General features: G+C 63.0%; 15 protein-coding genes. 5 read left to right on the top strand and 10 right to left on the bottom strand.

Annotated elements, in window-relative coordinates; genetic code table 11:
- The first annotated feature begins 175 nt into the window (after window positions 1-175).
- On the top strand, window positions 176-1,573 hold the full coding sequence (locus DXT74_RS23175; RefSeq protein WP_052370285.1) for a methyl-accepting chemotaxis protein: 1,398 nt from the start codon (window positions 176-178) through the stop codon (window positions 1,571-1,573).
- Between the two features lie 67 nt (window positions 1,574-1,640).
- On the opposite strand, the gene adhE is transcribed toward DXT74_RS23175, so the two are convergent.
- From adhE to DXT74_RS21120, 3 genes are all read right to left on the bottom strand, one after another.
- Window positions 1,641-4,310, bottom strand: a complete 2,670-nt coding sequence (gene adhE, locus DXT74_RS21110; protein ID WP_194426945.1) for a bifunctional acetaldehyde-CoA/alcohol dehydrogenase — start codon at window positions 4,308-4,310, stop codon at window positions 1,641-1,643.
- A 430-nt stretch (window positions 4,311-4,740) separates the two neighbouring features.
- Window positions 4,741-5,829 (bottom strand): carbonic anhydrase, encoded by a 1,089-nt coding sequence (locus tag DXT74_RS21115; protein ID WP_019102665.1) that lies wholly within the window; start codon window positions 5,827-5,829, stop codon window positions 4,741-4,743.
- 158 nt (window positions 5,830-5,987) lie between these two features.
- Complete coding sequence (locus tag DXT74_RS21120) at window positions 5,988-6,353, bottom strand: ester cyclase (protein WP_019102666.1); 366 nt, start codon at window positions 6,351-6,353, stop codon at window positions 5,988-5,990.
- Window positions 6,354-6,681: 328 nt separating this feature from the next.
- Between DXT74_RS21120 and DXT74_RS21125 the strand changes: the two genes are divergently transcribed.
- Together DXT74_RS21125 and DXT74_RS21130 are read left to right on the top strand one after the other, a co-directional pair.
- Window positions 6,682-7,614: a LysR family transcriptional regulator gene (locus DXT74_RS21125; RefSeq protein WP_194426946.1), complete on the top strand. Its 933-nt coding sequence runs from the start codon at window positions 6,682-6,684 to the stop codon at window positions 7,612-7,614.
- 93 nt (window positions 7,615-7,707) lie between these two features.
- Window positions 7,708-8,892 carry an FAD-dependent monooxygenase gene (locus DXT74_RS21130; protein WP_194426947.1) on the top strand — a complete coding sequence of 395 codons (1,185 nt, stop codon included), beginning with the start codon at window positions 7,708-7,710 and terminating at the stop codon, window positions 8,890-8,892.
- Window positions 8,893-9,060: 168 nt separating this feature from the next.
- Here the strand turns inward: DXT74_RS21130 and DXT74_RS21135 are convergent, their stop codons facing one another.
- From DXT74_RS21135 to DXT74_RS21160, 6 genes are all read right to left on the bottom strand, one after another.
- Entirely contained in the window at window positions 9,061-9,402 is a 342-nt protein-coding gene (locus DXT74_RS21135) for a hypothetical protein (protein ID WP_194426948.1), read from the bottom strand.
- Window positions 9,403-9,551: 149 nt separating this feature from the next.
- The gene (locus tag DXT74_RS21140; protein ID WP_043592691.1) at window positions 9,552-10,988 is read right to left on the bottom strand and encodes an EAL and HDOD domain-containing protein; all 1,437 of its coding nucleotides are present in this window, start codon (window positions 10,986-10,988) and stop codon (window positions 9,552-9,554) included.
- Between the two features lie 50 nt (window positions 10,989-11,038).
- A complete protein-coding gene (aroC, locus tag DXT74_RS21145) occupies window positions 11,039-12,139 on the bottom strand; it encodes a chorismate synthase (protein ID WP_039755621.1) in 1,101 nt (366 codons plus the stop codon).
- A gap of 57 nt (window positions 12,140-12,196) precedes the next feature.
- Window positions 12,197-12,841, bottom strand: a complete 645-nt coding sequence (locus tag DXT74_RS21150; RefSeq protein WP_052052151.1) for a 2OG-Fe(II) oxygenase — start codon at window positions 12,839-12,841, stop codon at window positions 12,197-12,199.
- Window positions 12,842-12,900: 59 nt separating this feature from the next.
- Window positions 12,901-13,818, bottom strand: coding sequence for an alpha/beta fold hydrolase (locus tag DXT74_RS21155; protein ID WP_194426949.1), 918 nt, complete (start codon window positions 13,816-13,818; stop codon window positions 12,901-12,903).
- A 234-nt stretch (window positions 13,819-14,052) separates the two neighbouring features.
- Window positions 14,053-15,264 (bottom strand): MFS transporter, encoded by a 1,212-nt coding sequence (locus DXT74_RS21160; protein ID WP_194426950.1) that lies wholly within the window; start codon window positions 15,262-15,264, stop codon window positions 14,053-14,055.
- 119 nt (window positions 15,265-15,383) lie between these two features.
- Here DXT74_RS21160 and DXT74_RS21165 point away from each other — a divergent pair, with 119 nt between their 5' ends.
- Window positions 15,384-17,063 carry an SgrR family transcriptional regulator gene (locus tag DXT74_RS21165; protein ID WP_194426951.1) on the top strand — a complete coding sequence of 560 codons (1,680 nt, stop codon included), beginning with the start codon at window positions 15,384-15,386 and terminating at the stop codon, window positions 17,061-17,063.
- Between the two features lie 108 nt (window positions 17,064-17,171).
- A complete protein-coding gene (locus tag DXT74_RS21170) occupies window positions 17,172-17,603 on the top strand; it encodes an Hsp20/alpha crystallin family protein (protein WP_019102677.1) in 432 nt (143 codons plus the stop codon).
- An 83-nt stretch (window positions 17,604-17,686) separates the two neighbouring features.
- Here DXT74_RS21170 and pepN read toward each other — a convergent pair whose 3' ends face one another.
- On the bottom strand, window positions 17,687-20,311 hold the full coding sequence (gene pepN / locus DXT74_RS21175) for an aminopeptidase N (RefSeq protein ID WP_194426952.1): 2,625 nt from the start codon (window positions 20,309-20,311) through the stop codon (window positions 17,687-17,689).
- Window positions 20,312-20,369 lie beyond the last annotated feature (58 nt).

Raw genomic sequence — 20,369 nt, forward strand, 5'->3', positions numbered from 1 at the left:
CGCGCAAAAGGCATAAACACGGCGCTTAATGCCGGCTCTCCCGCATCCGTGCCAGCAGCCCCCAGCGCCCTCCCCTCCGCCGATCTTGATCGGCGGCATCCCACAGTCCGGCCAAGGCCAACAGGTGCTATCAATAAAGCGTTGAATCGGTTTATCGAGCCGGGAGCATGCACCTATGCGGCACCACAGCATCAGCCTGAAGCTCAACCTGGCCTTCATGCTCATCATGTCCGCCCTGCTGGCGGCGTTCGGCGCGCTGGACTACTGGCGCACCCAACAGGAGTTGCACCAGACGCTGGACAGCGAAATCGCCGCGATCGGCGCACGGCTGGCGGCAAACCTGGCCGGGCCAATGTGGAATTTCGACAGTGCCCAAGGCTTGCGGGTACTGGAAGCGGAGATGGGAAAACGCGCCCTCCGCGGCGTTTTCGTCCGCGACGCCAACGGCGCGCCGTTCGCCGGCTACCGCCGCGAGGCCGACGGCTCGCTGCTTCGCGTCGGAAAGCCGGCCTCTGATGCGGATATGACCCGCGAACGCATCGTGGTCTTTCACGACGGCGCGACCGCGCGCACTGTCGGCAAACTAAGCCTGCAAGTGTCTACAGAAGAAATCCGCGAGAAACTGCACGCTGTGCTGTGGCGGGTATCGGCGGAAATCCTGCTGCTGGATCTGGTCACCGTCATGGTGCTGTCCCTGCTGGTGCGCCGCCTGCTGCATCAGCCCATCCGCGAAGTGAGCCAAGCCCTGCACGCCATCGCCGATGGCGATCTGACCGCGCCGCCGCGCTACACCAGCCAGGACGAGCTGGGCGACCTGGCAGAATCCACGCGCCGGCTGGTGGCTAAGCTGGCCGGCATTCTGGGGCATATCGACGCCTTCTCCTCTGACCTGGCCAACGCCGCGCGTCAGATCAGCCAGGCGGTGGACACGCTGAGCCAGCAAGCGGCAGAGCAGGCCAACAACATCGACAAGAATAGCGCCAGTCTCGAACAGATCTCCGCCTTCGTGTGGAAGAACCGGGACGATGCCCGCACCACGGACCAGATGGCCAGCGACAGCAGCAGACACGCGTTGGCCGGCGGCCAAGCGGTGGACGAAACCATTGCCGCGATGTGGGACATCGCCAACAAAGTGCTGATCATCGACGATATCGCCTATCAAACCAATCTGCTGGCGCTGAACGCGGCGATAGAGGCCGCCCGCGCCGGCGAGCACGGCCGCGGCTTCGCGGTGGTGGCTGGGGAAGTGCGCAAACTGGCGGCGCGCAGCCAGCAGGCGGCCAAGGAAATCAGCCAGCTGACGCAAAGCAGCGTGCGCCGCGCCGAACACGCGGGCGAACTGTTCAACCAGATGTTGCCGGCGATACAAAGCACCGCCAGCTTCGTGCAGGAGATCAATCAATCTTCCAACCAGCAAGCGCTGCAGGTGGAACAGATCAATCAGGGGGTCAGCGAAATCAGCCGATCGATGCAAGCCAACGCCGCGGCGTCGGAACAACTGACCGCCACCGCGCGCGGCATGAGCGAGCAGGCGGTGGAGTTGGCGCAGACCATAGGCTATTTCAAATACTGAGCCGGCCGTTGCGCAAAGAAAAAACCGCCGGGCTGACGCGCGGCGGCTTGACGGACGGCAGCGGGGCTCACACCGCCTTAAGCTTGCCCTTGGCCGGGCGCGCCTCGGGCTTGGCTTCCGCGCCCGCCTCTCGCTCCCAACTCTCCTTGTAGGCGCGGCCGTAATAGCTGTCCAACAGCAGCTGTTTCAGTTCGCTGATCAGCGGGTAGCGCGGGTTGGCGCCAGTGCACTGGTCATCGAAAGCAGCCTCCGCCAGCAAGTCCACCTTGGCCAGGAAGTCAGCCTCGGCCACACCGGCGGCCTGAATGGACGCCGGAATGTCCAGCGTGCGCTTGAGCGCGTCCACCCATTCGATCAGCTTCTCCACCCGGTCGTGGTCGCGGTTGGCCTCCAGGCCCAGGTGGCGGGCGATTTCAGCATAGCGCGCCACACTCTTGGGCCGGTCGTACTGGCTGAAGGCGGTCTGCTTGGTGGGCACATCGGCGGCGTTGTAGCGAATCACATTGCTGATCAAGAGCGCGTTGGCCAGGCCGTGGGCCAAGCCGAATTCGGCGCCGATCTTGTGCGCCATCGAATGGCAAACGCCGAGGAAAGCGTTGGCGAAGGCGATGCCGGCGATGGTGGCGGCGTTGTGCACCTGCTCGCGCGCCTTGGGATCGCCCGCGCCGTTGCGATAGGCGGACGGCAGGTAATCCTTCAACAGCTTCAGCGCCTGCAAAGCCTGTGGGTCCGAATACTCGTTGGCCATCACCGAAACGTAGGCTTCCAGCGCATGAGTCACCGCGTCGATGCCGCCGAAGGCGGTCAGCGACTTGGGCATGTTCATCACCAGGTTGGCGTCCACGATGGCCATGTTCGGCGTCAGTTCGTAGTCGGCGATCGGGTATTTGACCCCGGTGTTCTCATCGGTGACCACGGCGAACGGCGTCACTTCCGAACCGGTGCCGGAGGTGGTGGGCACCGCCACCAACTCCGCTTTGCGCCCCAGTTTAGGGAACTGGTAAATCCGTTTGCGGATGTCCATGAAGCGCAGCGCCAAGTCTTCGAAATGCACTTCCGGATGCTCATACATCACCCACATGATCTTGGCCGCGTCCATCGGCGACCCGCCGCCCAAGGCCATGATCACGTCAGGCTTGAAAGCATGCGCCAGGTCCGCGCCCTTGCGCACCACCGCCAACGTCGGATCGGCCGGCACCTCGAAGAACACCTCCACCTCCAAACCCATTTTCTTCAGCAGGCGGATAGGCTCGTCCACGAAACCATTGTCGAACAGATACTGGCCGGTGACGATCAGGCAGCGGCGTTTGCCGGACAGGTCTTCCAGCGCCACCGGCAGGCAGCCGCGGCGGAAGTAAATGGACTTGGGCAGCTTATGCCACAGCATGTTTTCGGCCCTCTTGGCCACGGTCTTCTTGTTGATCAAGTGTTTGGGGCCTACGTTTTCCGAGATCGAGTTGCCGCCCCAGGAGCCGCAGCCCAGGGTCAGCGAAGGCGCCAGGCTGAAGTTGTAAAGGTCGCCGATGCCGCCTTGCGACGACGGCGTGTTGATCAGGATGCGCGCGGTTTTCATCTTGTCGCCAAAGTAGCGGATGCGTTCCCCTTGCAAGTCCTGATCGGTGTACAGCGCCGAGGTGTGGCCGATGCCGCCCATCGCCACCAGCGCCGCGGCCTTGTCGCAAGCGTCGATGAAGTCGCTGGCGCGGTACATCGCCAACGTCGGCGACAGTTTTTCATGGGCAAAGGCTTCGGCGGCGGATACATCGCTGACTTCGCCGATCAACACTTTGGTGGCCGGCGGCGTTTCGATGCCGGCCATCGCGGCGATCTTGGCCGCGCTCTGGCCAACGATGGCGGCGTTGAGGCCGCCGTCTTGCAGAATCACTTTGCGCACCGCCTCCGCTTCGCGTTTGGACAGAATGTAGCCGCCGTGCTTGGCAAAGCGTTCGCGCACCGCCTCGTAGATTTCGTCGACAATGATGACGGACTGCTCCGACGCGCACACCACGCCGTTGTCGAAGGTCTTGGACATCAGGATGGAGGCGACGGCGCGCTTGATGTCGGCGGTTTCGTCTATCACCGCCGGAGTATTGCCGGCGCCCACGCCGATAGCCGGCTTGCCTGAGGAGTAAGCGGCGCGCACCATGCCCGGCCCGCCGGTGGCCAGAATCAAGTTGAGGTCAGGGTGGTGCATCAGCTGATTGGACAAGGCTACCGAAGGCTCGTCTATCCAGCCGATGATATCCGGCGGAGCGCCGGCCGCCACCGCCGCCTGCAACACCAAGCGCGCCGCTTCGCAAGTGGAGCGCTTGGCGCGCGGGTGCGGCGAGAAAATGATGCCGTTGCGCGTCTTCAAGGAAATCAAGGCCTTGAAAATGGCGGTGGAGGTGGGGTTGGTGGTGGGCACGATGCCACAGATCAGGCCGATCGGCTCGGCGATGGTGATGGTGCCGAAGGTGTCGTCCTCGGCCAGCACGCCGCAGGTTTTATCGTCCTTGTACTTGTTGTAGATGTATTCGGAGGCGAAGTGGTTTTTGATCACCTTGTCCTCCAACACGCCCATGCCGGTTTCCGCCACCGCCATCTTGGCCAGCGGTATCCGCGCGTCCGCGGCGGCCAGCGCCGCCGAGCGGAAGATGTGATCCACCTGCTCCTGGCTGAAGCCCGCAAACACGGCTTGTGCTTTTTTCACCCGCGCCACCAGCGCGTCCAGTTCCAGTTCATTGCTAACGGTCATTTCAAGTCTCCCAAACAGTTAAACCTGTTGCGGCGAGAGAATGACTAATTGGTGACAATTTATTTTCATTTATGAAAATACAATCTAGACAATATTATTGTCCATTCACCGCTCATTCTCATCGCTTAAAAACTTTTTTGTAGCAAGCGCATTACATCAATACGCTTTCAGCGCGGAAAAACCCTGTCGCTCGCAAACGCGAAACCGTAGCGGCGGCATCAATAAGCTCATGCTAAGCGAAAAAACGATATTCGTTTTTGCGCATTGCCAAACAAATACGGATTAAGCGGAGAAAAAATGTCTCAGCCGGAATCATGGAGGGAAATCAGCGCACGCCGGCTGTAATGACGGCGCTACCGCGCCCGCGCCGCGCAAATAAAATGGCCGCCTGACGGCGGCCATGACGGCGAAGCGAAAAAGCTGCGCGCGGCTATTTCATAAAGCTGTACTTAAAGAACTGGCCGGCGCGAGTCATTTCGCGGATCTTGGCCGGATCTGTCTCGCCGTTCAGATTAGTGATCACCAGCTTGCCGTAGCCTTGCTTCAGATCGTTGCGGAAATCGTAGAACGCGCCCAGCACCGCCAGCTTGCCCCCCTCCACCTCCCCGGCGAAGGTCATGATCGCGGTTTCCACCTGGTTGTTGACGTTCAATAACGCGCCGTTGGTGGGGTCAATGCCCTTGGGAATATCGATGGTGGCCAACTCTTTGCGTATCGCCGGTTCCAGCCCGCCGTAGTCGCCGGAGGCGGCTTTGATCGCGCCGCAAGCGGCATGGCCGATGATGATCAGCAAGGGGGTATGCAAATGCCGCACCCCGTATTCGACCGAGCCCTCGGCGGTGGCCAATTGATTGCCGATGTCACGCACCATGAACAGGTCGTTGACCGCATCGCCGTGGAAGGCGTTGGTTTGCACCCGTGAGTCCGAGCAGGTCACCACAGTGGCGCGCGGGCTCTGATGCTCGGCGAAGCGCTCGAAATAGGCCTTGTCATGCGACTTCATATAGCGGGCGTTGGCTTCGACGATGGCGTTCACCACGCTGCGCACCTGCTGGGCCTCGGAAGCCAGATGCGCGTCGCCGTGCTCGACCGGCACCGCCTTGCGCTTGGGCTTGGCCGCGCGGCGCTTTTTCACCGGCGCATGCACTTCCGGGCTGGGCTCGCTCAAATTCTTGGCCGTCGGCGGCGGCGCCATCTTCACCGCCGGCTCCATTTTTTCCGGCGGCTTGGATTCGGCCTGTTTGGCTTCAGCCGGCTTGGCTTCCGCGTGTTTCGCTTCGGGCTTGGCCTCCGCCTTGGCGGCCGGTTTGGCTTCGGTCTTATGTTCCGCCGCCGGCGCTGCCGGCTTGGCCGGTTCCGCCTTGTGGGCATCGGGCGCCGCCGCCTTCAACTTCAGCGGCAACTTGATCACCGTCTTGGGCTGAGACCCTTCGGCCGGCGCGGCCTCTTCCGCCCAAGCCTGAGCTGTCAACAACAGCAGACAAAGCGCCAGTTGGCGCTTGCGTCCAAGCATCCCCATGTACAACTCCTTATTGTCATCTTGGCGGTCATTATATTTATGCAATATCGGCCATGTTTGATAAAACTGAAAGACGATATTAATTGACCTGCAATTAACACATAATTATGACAAAAAGTTAATCAATAGATGCGCGGCATGCAAGCGGCGACGACAGCTCAGCTGCTTTGTATCCAATACTCAACAATACGCCCCTTCTCCACCCGATAGCAGGCGCTGCCGATTTGGCGAACCGGCTCGCCGCTCCCGGCCAGGTTCCGCCCAATCTGAGTCCAGCGCGCGTACGCCTTGTCTCCGTCGACCAGCAGTTCGTCCACCCGAAGTTCGAAAGCGCCGTAGTCGCGCAGGAACTCGCGCACGTGAGCCGCGTAATCCGCCGGGCTGCGCTCCAGCGTGTACGGCGACTCCGCCACCAGTTGATGCGCCAATACCTTAGCCGCCAGATAATCGCTCGCCGCATCCGGATTGCGTCCGGAACGCACCTCGTTCAAAAACCCCGTCACTATCGCTCTGGTATCCTGCATTTTCGTTTCTCCTCGATTCAACATCACGGTTAATGAAATACTCGTCGGTTCCGGGCGCAATCGACCGGATTGGCGCACTGCCGCCCCCCACTCGACGCCGCATACCTCACGCGCTCCAGCTCCTCGGTTTCGTCGCGAAGCGCACGCCGTGCGTGGGCCTGCATGCCCTGCCACCACAAGCGGCCCAGCCACCTCCAAAACCGGCTCCACCTCTCCTTGGCTCCCCATGTCATGATGCGCTCCAATTGTTCTGCTATTGATCACGCAAGCATGCTAATCTACATGCCCATACAATAAAATCCGTGAAATACCCACACACTGTTCTGAAATGAAAACAAACCACCCTCCCTCTCCAGATGCTCTGCTGGCTTTCGACGCGCTGGCCCGCCACGGCAGCTTCACCGCGGCGGCCGACGCGCTAGGGTGCGCCAAAAGCCGCGTCAGCCAATTGGTCAAACAACTGGAGCTGGAGCTGGGCACGGTGCTGGTGCTGCGCAATACCCGGCGCGTGGCGCTGACCGAGGCCGGCCAACGGCTTGCCATACACGCGCGCCAATTGCGCGAGATGCTGGACCGGGTGCGCAGCGACGTGGGCAATGTTCAGGATTGCGTGGAAGGGCCGCTGGTGATCAGCTCCGCCTCGGCCTTCGCCCAGTTCCTGCTGGTGCCCATCTTGTCGGAGCTCTCCAATCAGTACCCGGGGCTGGAGATGCAGTTGCAAGTGGAAAACCGGCTGCAAGACCCTGTGGCCGAAGGACTGGATTTTTGCGTGCGCACCCGTAATGTCTACGACGACGGACTGGTGGCCAAACCGCTGGGCTTCATGCGCGAAACCGTCTACGCCTCCCCCGGCTACCTTGCGCAAGCCCCCAGGCTGGAACACCCGGAGGACTTGTGCCTGCACCGTGTGCTGTACGACTCCAGCAAGGCTCCCAGCGAAACAGTGGAATGGGCGCTGGAAAAAGACGGCGTCTATGTGCGCATGCCGGTACGGCCGGTGCTCAGTTGCAATCAGTATTCTCCGCTGGTTTCCGGCGCGGTGGCCGGCTGTGGCCTGGCGCTGCTGCCCCACTACGTGGCCAACAGCTTTCTCTCCACCGGCCAGTTGGTGCCGGTGCTGCCGGGCTGGAGCCACGACTGCTGGCCGGCTTTTCTGGTCTACCCTTACCGGCACCCGTTGCCGCGCAAGAACGAGGTGTTCATCCAACACGTGGTGCCGCGGCTGCGCGCGCTGCTGGCGGCGGAACCGCAAACGGCTTGATCCAGACCAAGACGCGCGGCGCCTCCTCTGGGCTATGCTGGCGCGCGACCCGGCGCTCGGGGAAAGCGCGGGCAAACGATTGGAAAGGGATTTATGCAACACAGCGATATTCTCATCGTCGGCGGCGGCATGGTGGGCTCGGCGCTTGCCGCCGCGCTGTCCGGCCACGGCCTGAACATTGCGGTGCTGGAGCAGACGCCGCCCGCCCCGTTCGACGCGACTCAGCCGCCGGATCTGCGGGTTTCGGCGATCAGCCCCGCATCGGCGCGTTTTCTGGCGGGCATCGGCGCCTGGGACGCGGTCCTGGAAATGCGCGCGGCCCCCTATCTGCGCATGCAGGTGTGGGAAGGAGAGGAAGCCGACGGCACGCTGTTCACCGCCGAGGAGGCCGGCGAAGCGGCGCTCGGGCACATCGTGGAAAACCGAGTGGCGCAATTGGCCGCCACCCAAGCCCTGCTGGGAAAAGCGGACATCGACTATCTGGCGCCGGCCGCCATCCGCCGCATCGTCTACCAGCCCTTCGCCTCGCGCGTGGAACTGGAGGACGGCCGTCAGTTGAGCGCCCGCTTGCTGGTCGCCGCCGACGGCGCGCGCTCATCGGTGCGCGATGCCGCCGGGATCGGCGTCACCAGCTGGGATTATCCAATGCACGCGCTGGTGGCCTGCTGCGAGCAGGAACAAACACAGCAGGACATCACCTGGCAACGCTTCACCCCCACTGGTCCGCAAGCCTTTTTACCGCTGACCGGCCAATACGGATCCTTGGTCTGGTATCACCGCCCTCCGGAAGTCCAGCGTTTGCTGGCGCTGGACGAGGCGGAACTGGCCGCGGCCTTTCACGCTGCCTTTCCGCGCAAGCTGGGCAATATCCGCCGCATCGTGGCCAAGGGCAGCTTTGCGCTGACCCGCCGTCACGCGCAGCGCTATGTCAAGGACGGCGTGGCTCTGGTGGGCGACGCCGCCCACACCATCCACCCGCTGGCCGGCCAAGGCGTGAACCTGGGCTTCCAGGACGCGGCCAAACTGGCCGAAGTGATCCTTGAAGCCGCGGCCCAAGGCCGGGATTTTGCCGCCGTCGACGCGCTGCAGCGCTACCAGCGCGCGCGCAAACCGGCCAATCTGGCCATGCAAACCGCGATGGACGCCTTCTGCTATGGTTTTGGCAACGACATTGCCCCGCTGCGGCTGGCGCGCAAACTGGGGATGCGCCTGGCCAATCACGCCGGCCCGCTGAAGCGCGAAGCGATACGCTACGCGCTAGGGTTGAGGGGCGGCTGACGCCACACGCATTTCTCCTTGCTCGCCACGGCGTCATCGCGGTTTAGCGGCTATGCTGAAGCGTTCGGACTTCATCCGCGCCGGCGCCGCTTTCACGGCTGGCCGGCCACCGTTCAAGGAGACTGCCCAATGAAACGCCTGCCCTTGCTAACCGCGCTGGTTTGCGCCTTAGGTTCGCTGTCCACGCCTGCCTTGCCCTTCTCTCCTCCACACGGCCCGCTGTTCAGCCAGGCAGGTGGCAGTGGACATGACGGCGGAGGCGGAGGTTCCGGCGGAGGTGGACATGAAGGTGGCGGCGGCGGTTCCGGCGGAGGTGGACATGACGGCGGAGGCGGCGGTTCCGGCGGAGGAGGACATGACGGCGGAGGCGGCGGCTCCGGCGGAGGTGGACATGAAGGTGGCGGCCCAGGCTCCGGCGGCAATCACGAGGGAGGCCCGCAAGGCGGCCATGCTCCCGGCAATGCCGACGGCGGCCCGCAACATGGAGCCCCTCCCGGCGGAGCGCCTCATGGCGAACCTCCGGGAGATCGTCGCGCGGCGCCAGGCGCCGACGACGCGGCCGCTCAGAACAAGGGCCAGCAATAAGCCGGCGGATAGCACAAGGCCGCGCCTAAGGGCGCGGCCTTGTTTATGGTCCGGAGGCGATAGCTACCCCCCTCTCAGACCGCCTCCACATTGTTATGAACCTCGCTATCGCGCAACACTACCTGCGCCCATACCGCGGCATCCATATAGTACTGGTTGACCAAATCGACGTCGAAATCCAACACCTTGGCCAGCGCCTCGATCTGTTCAGTGTCACCCTGCTCGCAAGCCAGCGCCATCGACAGGAAAGGCGCGAACATGCCGCGTTGTTCCACCACCGCCTCGCGCACAGGCGAGGCCAGCTCCAGCGGGTCCAGTACATCGGGGAAAGGCGCGCCCAGCAAAACGTCCAGCATGGAAAACATGCCGGTGAGGAATAGATGCTCGGCCTCCACACGGTTGCCGCGGTAGCTGCCCATGCGCTCCAGCAAGCGGGCGCGGATCAGTGATTTTTCCAGCAGCGACACCGCGGTGCCGTCGTCCTTGCGCGAGGTGAACAGCAGCATGGACAGCCACTTGAACAAGGTTTCCCGGCCCAGCAGCAGCAAGGTTTCCTCTATGGTCTGCACCTTGCGCGACAGGCCGTGCACCGGCGAATTCATGAAACGCAGCAATTTGAACAGCAACACGGAGTCCAGCTTGAACTGGGTTTCGATCTCGGCGGCCGCGGCATTGGCGCGCAACATGCGCATGATTTGCAGCACCCGGGTCTGGCTGGCATCCACCTTGCCGCCTTCCAGCGCGCGGACGGTGGCGATGAAAGGCCCGTGGAACAAGGCGAAGCGATTATGTCCCGGCCCGCGCAGACAGACATCCAGATCCTCCGCGGTGCCGACATTGCGCGCCATCCAGCGCACAGTGGGGTAACGCTTGGGCAATTGATCCAGGATGGGCTCCAACACCTTGGCCGACGGCGCGTCGAAATCCAGAATCATGAAGTCCATGCGGCTGAAAAGATCGTTCTGCAGATGGGCCGGCAAGCAGCCCGGATCATAGGCGGCCGGCTCCAGCGCGAAACGCATCGCTTTTTGCTTAAGCGCGTCCAGCCGCTTGATCATATCCTCGGACACCGAACCGGTCTGCGACGGCTCCAGCACGAAGATCACGCTGCTGGCCGGCATATTCGACAGCATCGGCTCGTCCAGGGTGTCGATGGAGATATGGACAAAGGCGCGGCGGAAGGCCAGCAAGCGGAAAATGTCCATATTCTGCAGGGTGCTGAGCATCAGCCTGTCAAACTCCTGCTGCTTGCCGGCTGCGATATTGCGCTTGCCCTGACGCACAAAGAAATCGTAAGCCACCACCCGCTGCAGCCTGTCCATCACCGGCTGATGCGAAACGAAGCCCAAAGTGGGCGGCAAATCCAGCGGCGGCGCGTTCTCCAACTGCCGGCTGGCCGGCGAGTCGTGAGCCAGCTCGGTGAACGGCGCGGGCACAGGCTGTTCGTCGCTCGTGGAGTCCGAAGATTTCTTCATACGGCCGGTCAGGCCGCTGATCAGATTTTTCAGCATGTTCCATCCTACCGGATATGCCGGCGTCGTCCCGGCTTACGGTTTACAGTCTAGCCGATTCGGCCGGCAATTCTGGGAGTATCTACCGAAACATCGCCGCATTGCGCGCGATGACGCAAAGCGTGGTCGATCAACACCAGCGCCAGCATCGCCTCTGCGATGGGGGTGGCTCGGATGCCGACGCAAGGATCGTGGCGGCCGTGGGTTTCCATGGTCAGCGGCTGGCCTTGCTTGTCTATCGAGCGGCGCGGCTGGGCGATGGAAGACGTCGGCTTAATGGCGATGGACACCTCGATGTCCTGGCCGGTGGAGATCCCGCCGAGCACGCCGCCGGCGTGATTGCTGGCGAAGCCCTGTGGCGTCAGTTCGTCGCCGTGCTCGCTGCCGCGCTGGGTCACGCAGCCAAAGCCGGCGCCGATTTCCACGCCCTTGACCGCGTTAATGCTCATCATTGCGTGGGCGATGTCGGCGTCAAGACGGTCGAACACCGGCTCGCCCCAGCCCACCGGCACGTTCTCGGCCACCACCCGCAGCCGCGCGCCGATGGAGTCAAGACTCTTGCGCACGCTGTCCATATAGCTCTCCAGCTGCGGCACCACCTCGGGGTCTGCTGCAAAGAAGGGATTGCCGGACACATGCTCCCAGGCTTTGAAGGGAATGGCCACTTCCCCGATCTGAGTCATATGGCCGCGGATAACGATGCCGTAGCGTTCATGCAGCCATTTCTTGGCGATGGCGCCGGCGGCCACCCGCACCGCCGTTTCGCGGGCGGAAGAACGGCCGCCGCCGCGCGGGTCGCGGATGCCGTACTTATGCCAATAGCAATAATCCGCATGACCGGGACGGAAGGTGTCGGCGATATTTCCGTAGTCCTTGCTGCGCTGATCAGTATTGCGGATCAGCAGCGCGATCGGCGTGCCGGTGGTCTTGCCCTCGTACACGCCGGACAGGATTTCCACCGAGTCCGGCTCGCGGCGCTGGGTGACGTGACGGCTGGTGCCGGGCTTGCGCCGGTCCAGTTCCGCCTGGATGTCGGCTTCGTTGATCTCCAGCCCCGGCGGGCAGCCGTCCACCACGCAGCCAATGGCCGGGCCGTGGCTTTCGCCGAAGGAAGTCACCGTGAACAACAACCCCATGGTATTGCCTGACATCTTCACTGTCCTTTGTATGCGGAATCCTTGGCGAAGATTCTAGCACGACCCGCCAGGCTACCAGCCGGCCGCCGTCGCCATGCGGCGGCGAAACCAACCGGTGATGGACAAACGCTGCCGGCCGGCCGGCAACACTTCATGCCAGAAGCGGTCGGACAAAAACAGCGCCAGGGTGCCGGCTTCCGGCCGGACATCGACATGACGCTCGCCCTCCTCGTCCAGGTACAGGCGCATCTCGCCGCCGGCCTCGGCCGGCCAGTCATCGTTCAGATAAAGCACCGCCGTCAGCGCGCGCGCGTCGTCGTCGCGAAAGCGGTCCAGGTGTTTTTTATAGAAAGCGCCCTGCGGATACACGGCGAAGTGGGACTCCAAGTCTTCCAGGCCCATGTAAAACGCCTGGTTGACCGCCTGTCGGACGGCATCCAGCTTGGAGAAATACAAGGAGGCGGCGGAGTCCGCTTGCTCCGGCTCCAGCCACAGCACCGAATCCGAACGGATTTCACTGCGGCGGTTCTGCTGCGCGGCGCGCCCAACGGCGGCCTCATGGAATTTTCCCTGCTGCCAGTTGATCAGGCACTCCTCGCGCAGCAGACGGATTTCTTCAACGGTGAACAGGCTGCGGTCCACGACCCAGCCCTGTTCGGCAAGGTTGTCGATAACGGGCCCTAGCAAATAGGGCGAAACTTCAAAGTCTTGTGTCATGGTTCATTCTCCCAGGCGCGATTTCTACCACAGCCGCGCGTCCAGGAAAATGTGATTTATCAGTAATTTTCGACGACCTCCTCATACCGCCCATGCAGCCATGCCAATACCAGCGGGAAATGGTCCCGGATGGCATCAGGATGAGTCAATAATGACACATGGTTGTAGTCGTGCAGGTGGCCGGCGCGCCGCGACAGCAGACGCAGCCGCGACAGATGCGGACCGGATTCATCGCGAAAACGGCGCACGTCTTCAGGATGGCCGCGACAGGGATCGTTGCCGGCGGCGAAATACAAGGCCGGCGGCAAGCGCGCGCTTTGGGCGGCGGCGCCGTAGTCGAAGCCGTCGTCGCTATCCACCCAGGGCTTGGGCTGCGCCCACAGCTTGCTTTGCAGATGACTCTTGTCGCTCTCATCGTCCGCCCCCAGCCGGATGCGCCGCGCCGGCAGGTAGCCGAACAGGCGTATCAACACACGCGAGGCGATATTCCACATGAAGTCCACCTCCACCAGCTTGTTCAGATTGTGCACCCTCACGCTGCGCTTGCTGCCGAAGTAGACCAGGCTGGCCACTTGCTCCGCCAGCTCGGGAAAACGGATCAGTGAGCTGGACATGTGCACCCCGCCCCAGGAATGCGCCATCCAATGCAACGGCGCGCCGTTCTTGAGTTCGCGAATGTGGCGATGCAGCGCCGGCAGATCCTCGCAAATGGTCTCGGTCTGCCCGTGGCGCGAAGCCCGGCTGATCTTGGGCAGGCTGCGGCCGCGACCGCGCAGGTCGGCCACAAATACATCGCAGCCAGCCTCGGCCAAATAATGGGCCAGCCCTCGACCGGACTCGCTGTAAAAAGTGCGGCCGTTGGCCATCACCCCGTGCAGCAGCAACACCGGCGGGCCGTCCTCCCGGCAATAAATGCGTTTCAGATATAGTTGCTCGTCGCCCACCGCGACAAAGTGGTCTTGCTGGCGCTTTTCCATGCGTTCTCCTCGTATCGGCGTCTGCTTCGTCGTCTGCGCGACGATTCAAACAAGCGCTTGATCATGACAAAAAAGTCGTCAAAGAGAAAGCTCGCCACGCGTCACAACCGGTACTCCATCTCGCAAGCCAAGACGAAAACGGCGGAGAAAACGGAACGTACACCCCGTACATGAGCATTTCGAAGGGGTTTTCAGCGCCGTATCGCCGACGCGCAGCAGATCGTAAACAGGTTCTCAGATCTTCAAAGCCGCAGCCTGCCAGCACCCGATGCTCCGGGCCTGTCGCAAGGCCTCGCCGCGCAACGCCAGCCACCAAGCCAGCATGCACAAGCTCGCCATCACAGCGAACAACACCCCGCCGGACGCGCGGGCCAACATCCAGCCGGCCAACATCGGCCCCAGCGCCCCGCCCAGGCTGGCCAGGTTCTGCGCGCCATAGTAGACGCCTTTGCAGTCCTCCGGCGCGATCGCGTCTATGTACAGGTATTCGGCCGGCACCAGCACGATCTCTCCCACGGTGAACACCAGCATCGCAGCGCACATGCCCAGCAGCCCGCCGGGCGCCCAGCCCAAGCCCAAAGTCCCCAGCCCCAGCAGGAGGAAGCCGGCGCCGATGGCTTTCATCAAACCGGAGCCCCCGATCCGCCGGCCCAGCGGATATTGCAGCAAAACCACGCCAACCGCGTTGCAGCTGATCAGCGCCGACATCCAACGCAACACCTCGGCCTCCGGCAGCGACTGCATCAGATACAGGGGCAGATAGCTGGAAAAGCGGGCGTACACCAAGTTGGCCAAGGCACAGCTCAGGGTGAACAAGACCAGCACCCGGTCTTGCCGCAAACGGCCCAGCGTCGCCAGAAAGCCCGGAGCCGGCGCGCCGGCCTCCCGGCGAGGCGAACAGGAGCCGCGCGGGGTCGCCAGGCCTCCCGCCGCGGCCAACACGATCGCGCACCAGAACGGCCAGTCGCCTCCCCAGGCCAGCAGCAGGCTGCACAGCAGCGGCCCCAGTGCCCAGCCGACATTGGCCAGGGTGTAGCGCAAGGAGAAAGCCTTGCCGCGCCGCTCCGGCGGCAACAAATCGCTGATCAAGGCCTTGATAGCGATGCTGTGCACCGCCTGGCCGATCTCGCTGAGCGCCAGCGCCAACGCGCTCCACCACAACTGCTGGCTCAGCGGCAGCACTAGATAATTCAGCGCGATCAACGCCACGGAGCCCAACAGCACCGGCCGCCGCGGCCAATGATCCAGCAAATGGCCGCCGTACAAGCCCATCAAGGCCGACAGCAGCAAGACTCCGCCCAGCAGCAAACCGGTCTGCTCGCCGTTCAAGCTCAGTTGCCGCCCCAGAGTCAGCACCAGCAAGGGCGCGATCACCGCCCGGCTCATCGTCAACAACCAGGAGCTGGCCAGCAAGCAACGCACCTGGATTTCTTTTTCGTCAATCATGCCAACGCCTATGCAAACAGGAAGTGCCCCCAGTATCCTGCTAAAAGCGGAACGCAAAAATGGATGAAAACAGAACAAATCGCTTCCGCTTTTAGCGGAGTCCTCAGCGGGAAGCAAACATGAAGCTGGAACAACAATATCAGGCGCTGCATCAGGCCTACGCCGACCGGCAGCCCGCGCAGCCGGGGCTGGCCGAACTGTGCGCGCTGTGGAAGTGCAGCGAGCGCAACGCCCGTTTGCAACTGGCCAAGATGCGCGCGCGCGGCTGGCTGTCCTGGGAGCCGGGCCGGGGACGCGGCCGCAAATCGCGGCTAAGCCTGCTCTGCCGGCCGGAGCAGTTGGAATGGGAGCGTCTGCAGCACCTGCTGCGCGACGGCAAACTGGAGCAGGCTTTCGCCCAATTGCCACCGCAGCGGCGTGAACAATTGCTGAGCGCGCTGCCACAATACCTGGGCAGCGCCGCGCAAGGCCGCTGCCTGCGCATCCCGATACCGCATGCGCCGTTGAGCCTGGACCCGATCACCGTCAGCGGCCGGCTTGAGTCCCATCTGGTCCGGCAGATTTTCGACCGGCTATGCCGCTTCGACCGCGCCTTGCAAAGCCTGCAGGGCGGCCTGGCTCACTACTGGGAAAGCGACGCCGAGGCCCGACGCTGGCGCTTCTGGCTACGCCCCGGCCTGCAATTCCACGACGGCTCGCTCTTGCAAGCCGACGCCGTGGCCGCCAGCCTGTTGCGCCTGCGCGAACCGGACAACCCCTATCAGCGGCAATACCGCCACCTGAGCTCGGTCGAGGTCCACGACACGCTGTCCTTCAGCTGCCGCTTGGACGACGGCGATTTTCTCTGGCCGCAGCGGCTGGCCACCGCCAACAGTTCCATCGTCCCCTTGCGGCGCAATGCCGACTTCGACCGCCTCCCGATAGGCAGCGGGCCGTTCCGGGCGCTGCGTCACAGCGAGCAGCGTCTGAGCCTGGCCGCCTTCGCCAACCATTACCGCGAACGGGCGCTGCTGGACGAGATCGAACTGTGGTTCATTCCCTCCGGCAACGACGGCCAAGACTTCCACCTGCGTCTGGATTACGCCAACGACGACGCCAACGGCAGGCTGCAATCCGCTTGCACTTATTTGCTGCTGAATCCGGCGCTGCCTGACAGCGAGCGCGCACCGCTGATGCGCTGGCTGGCGGAGCCGGCGCTGGTCCAGGCCAACGACGCCCTGCAAACACCGGCGCTAGGCCTGCTGCCAGGCTGGCGCCATCCCTTGCCGCAAGCAGAGCGCCGGCCTCGGCTCGACCACACCCGGCTGCGCCTGTTCCATTACGACCTGCCCTGCTTCCCGCCGCTGGCCGCCGCTATCCGTCAACGCCTGGCCGGACTGGCCATTGAGTTGGAGATCCACGCCCTCAGCCGACGCGCTTTTTTTCACGACCAGGACTGGTGGCGACAGGCCGATCTCATGCTGTGCAGCGAGGTACTGCACGACGATCGCGACTATAGCTGCCACGAGTGGCTGGGCACCCGGCAGCCGTTGCAGCGCGGCCTGAGCGCGGAGGCGCAGGCGCGGCTGAACGCACAGTTGCGGGATATTCAGCGCCAAGCGGACAGCAGGCGGCGCATGGCCGGATACGCCGCCATCGGAGATTGGCTGTGCGCGGAAGGCTGGGTGCTGCCGCTGTCTCATGAGCGCCAGGGACATCAGGCCAGCCCGCAACTGGCCGGCCTGCAAATGAGTGAAAACGGCTGGACCGATTTCGCCGGCCTGTGGCTGCGGCCTGTCCAATCGGACTGGCCGGCATGAATCCCGATGAATTTTCCCTTCTTGGGGACTTGAGAATCCTAGCGACGTCCCTATATCGACAACAGGGCCCGTTTTACACCTAAACCATTGATCGAAAAGGAGAGTAAGATGAATATCCTACCTTCCCGCGGCAATGTTAGCCTGTTTGACGAACTGTTCCGCGACTTCACCCCAGGCTTCTTCATCAAACCGCTGCACGGCGATCCGCTGCCCAGCCAGATCAAGATCGACGTGAAGGAGTCCGAAACCCAGTTCATCGTTCACGCGGATATTCCCGGCGTCAGCAAAGACGACATCCACGTGGAAGTGGACGGCCCGCTGGTTACCATTAAGGCGGAGGTGCGCCAGACGGACAGCGAGCGCAAGGACGAACGCCAACTACGCACCGAGCGTTTTTACGGCGCGGTATCACGCAGCTTCCAACTGCCGGCGGAAATCGAACGCAACGCGGCCAGCGCAAAATACGAAAACGGCGTGCTCAGCCTGACGCTGCCGAAGAAGCAAGGCAGCCAAGGCGGGCAGCGGCTGCGCATAGAATAAGCCTCGCGGCAAATATGCCTCGTCGGCCATGAAAAAAGCCCCGGTTTGAAACCGGGGCTTTGTTTTCAGCAGCGCGAGGCGGCTCAGGCTTCCAAAATCTTGGACACGATCTCGTACACGTCCTTGGACAGCGGCTGCCCGGCCAGACGCTGCAATTGCTCGCGCATCAGCGCCTGACGCGCAGGCTCCAGCTTTTTCAGCCGGCGGAAGGCGTTGACGATGCGGCTGGCCACTTGCGGATTGATCGCGTCCAGCGCCAGCACCTGATCGGCCAGGAAGCGGTAGCCGCTGCCGTCGGCGGCGTGGAACAAGGCCATATTGGCGCCAAAGGTGCCAATCAGCGCGCGCGCCTTATTGGGGTTCTTCAAGGTGAAGGCAGGATGCTGCATCGCCGCCTGCACATGCTCCAGCGTGCCCGGCAGCTGGCTGCCGGCCACCAGCATGAAGAACTTGTCCATCACCAGGGCGTCACCCTGCCAGCGGGAGGCGAAAGCGGTGAAGCAATCGTCGCGTTCGGCGCCGTCGCGATCACGCAAGGCCAGCATCGCGCCCATCTGGTCGGTCATATTGTCCGCCTCCCGGCACTGCTTGGCGGCGGCTTCCGCCGGCCAGGCGTCGTCCAGGCGGTTCAACATGGCCAACGCGCGGTTTTTCAGATCGCGCTTGCCCGCGTCTTGCGGCTTGTAATCGCGGGTCTGGCTCAACTCGTACGCCTCGCGCCACTCGCCGCGCAACGCCTGCGCCAACTCGTCCAGCACGAAATCGCGTACCTGATGGATGCTTGCCGGATCGGCCTCCTCCACCATCTCCAGAATTTCCGCCTCGGAAGGCAGGGCCAGCATCAGAGCCTTGAACGCCGGATCGGCGACATGATCCTTAAGCACCGCGCGGAAAGCGGCGACAAAGGTCTCCGGCAGCTTCAGTTCGCCGCCGGCGGCCAGCGTCGCCAACAGCTGCTTGAACAGACGCTCGGCCAAGGTTTGACCGGCTTCCCAACGGCTGAAGCTGTCGCTGTCGTTGGCCATCAGGAAAGCCAGTTGGTCGTCGCGCCAATCGAAATCCAGCTTCACCGGCGCGGAGAAACCGCGCAGCAGCGAAGGCACCGGCTCGGCCGGCACGCCGACGAAGGTGAAGCTCTGCTCCGCCGCCTTGACGTCCAGCACGCGGGTGCCGCCCTGCGCTTCGGCTTCGCCCTCCAGCTGCAGCGGCAGGTCGGCGCCGTCGGCGCCCACCAGACCCAAAGCCAGCGGGATGTGGAACGGCTGCTTCAGTTCTTGCCCCGGCGTGGGCGGGCAGGATTGACGCACATTCAACGTGTAGCTACGCGCCACGCTGTCGTAGCGGCCGCTGACGCTGAGCACCGGGGTGCCGGCCTGGCTGTACCACAAGCCGAACTGGCCCAGGTCCACGTCGTTGGCGTCGGCCATTGCCGCCCGGAAGTCGTCGCAGGTCACCGCTTGGCCGTCATGGCGCTTGAAATACAAGTCCATGCCCTTGCGGAAACCCGCTTCGCCCAGCAGAGTGTGATACATGCGCACCACTTCCGCGCCTTTTTCATACACCGTCATGGTGTAGAAATTGTTCATCTCGATATAGCTGTCCGGGCGGATGGGGTGGGATGTGGGGCCCGCGTCCTCGGGGAACTGGTGAGCCCGCAGGCCCTTGACGTCCTCGATGCGCTTGACCGCGCGGCTGCTCATGTCGGCGCCGAATTCCTGGTCGCGGAACACGGTCAGCCCTTCTTTCAGCGATAGCTGGAACCAGTCTCGGCAGGTCACGCGGTTGCCGGTCCAGTTGTGGAAGTATTCGTGGCCGATCACTCGCTCCACGCCTTGGAAGTCGGCGTCGGTGGCGGTGTCCTTGCGCGCCAGCACGTACTTGGTGTTGAAGACGTTGAGGCCCTTGTTCTCCATCGCCCCCATATTGAAGTCGCCGACGGCGACGATCATATAGATGTCCAGGTCGTATTCCAGGCCAAAGCGCTGCTCGTCCCACTTCATCGAGTGCTTCAGGGACTCCATCGCATGCTGGGTCTTGTCCTGATCGGCGGGTTCGGTCCAGATCTCCAGCGCCACTTCGCGGCCGCGCATGGTGACGAATTTGTCCTTCAGCGCCGTCAGTTTTCCGGCTACCAAGGCGAACAGATAAGACGGTTTCTTATACGGATCCACCCACTTCACCCAGTGGCGCTTCTTGTCCACCATGCCCTCGCCCACCTTGTTGCCGTTGGAGAGCAGCACCGGGAATTTGTGCTTGTCGGCCATGATGGTGGTGGTGAACTTGGCCATCACGTCGGGACGATCCAGATAATACGTGATCTTGCGGAAGCCCTCCGGTTCGCACTGGGTAAACAGATTACCGTTGGACGCGTACAAACCCATCAGGCTGGTGTTAGCCGCCGGATCAATCTCGGTCTCCACCTCCAGGATGAAGCTGTCGGGCACGCCGCGCACGGTCAGTTGTTCATCGGCCAGCGCGTAGCCGCTTTCGTCCAGGCGCTCTCCGTCCAGCGTTACCGCCACCAGCGCGGCACTGCCGTCCAGCACCAGATCGTCCTGGCGCGCGGCCTTGTCATTACGGGTTACCACCAAGCGCGCGTGCACGCGGGTGGCGTCGTCTTCGATGTCGAAGCTCAGATCGACCCGGTCAATCAGAAAAGCGGGGGCTGCGTAGTCGTTGCGGTACTTGACTTGCGGCTGTTGAGCCATGTCTACGTCTCCTTCGATGCCGGCTGCGCCGGTCTTGGCTGGAGGGGAGCGGCGCCTG

It is taken from the genome of Chromobacterium sp. Rain0013, assembly GCF_015291765.1.
Lineage (GTDB): Bacteria > Pseudomonadota > Gammaproteobacteria > Burkholderiales > Chromobacteriaceae > Chromobacterium > Chromobacterium haemolyticum.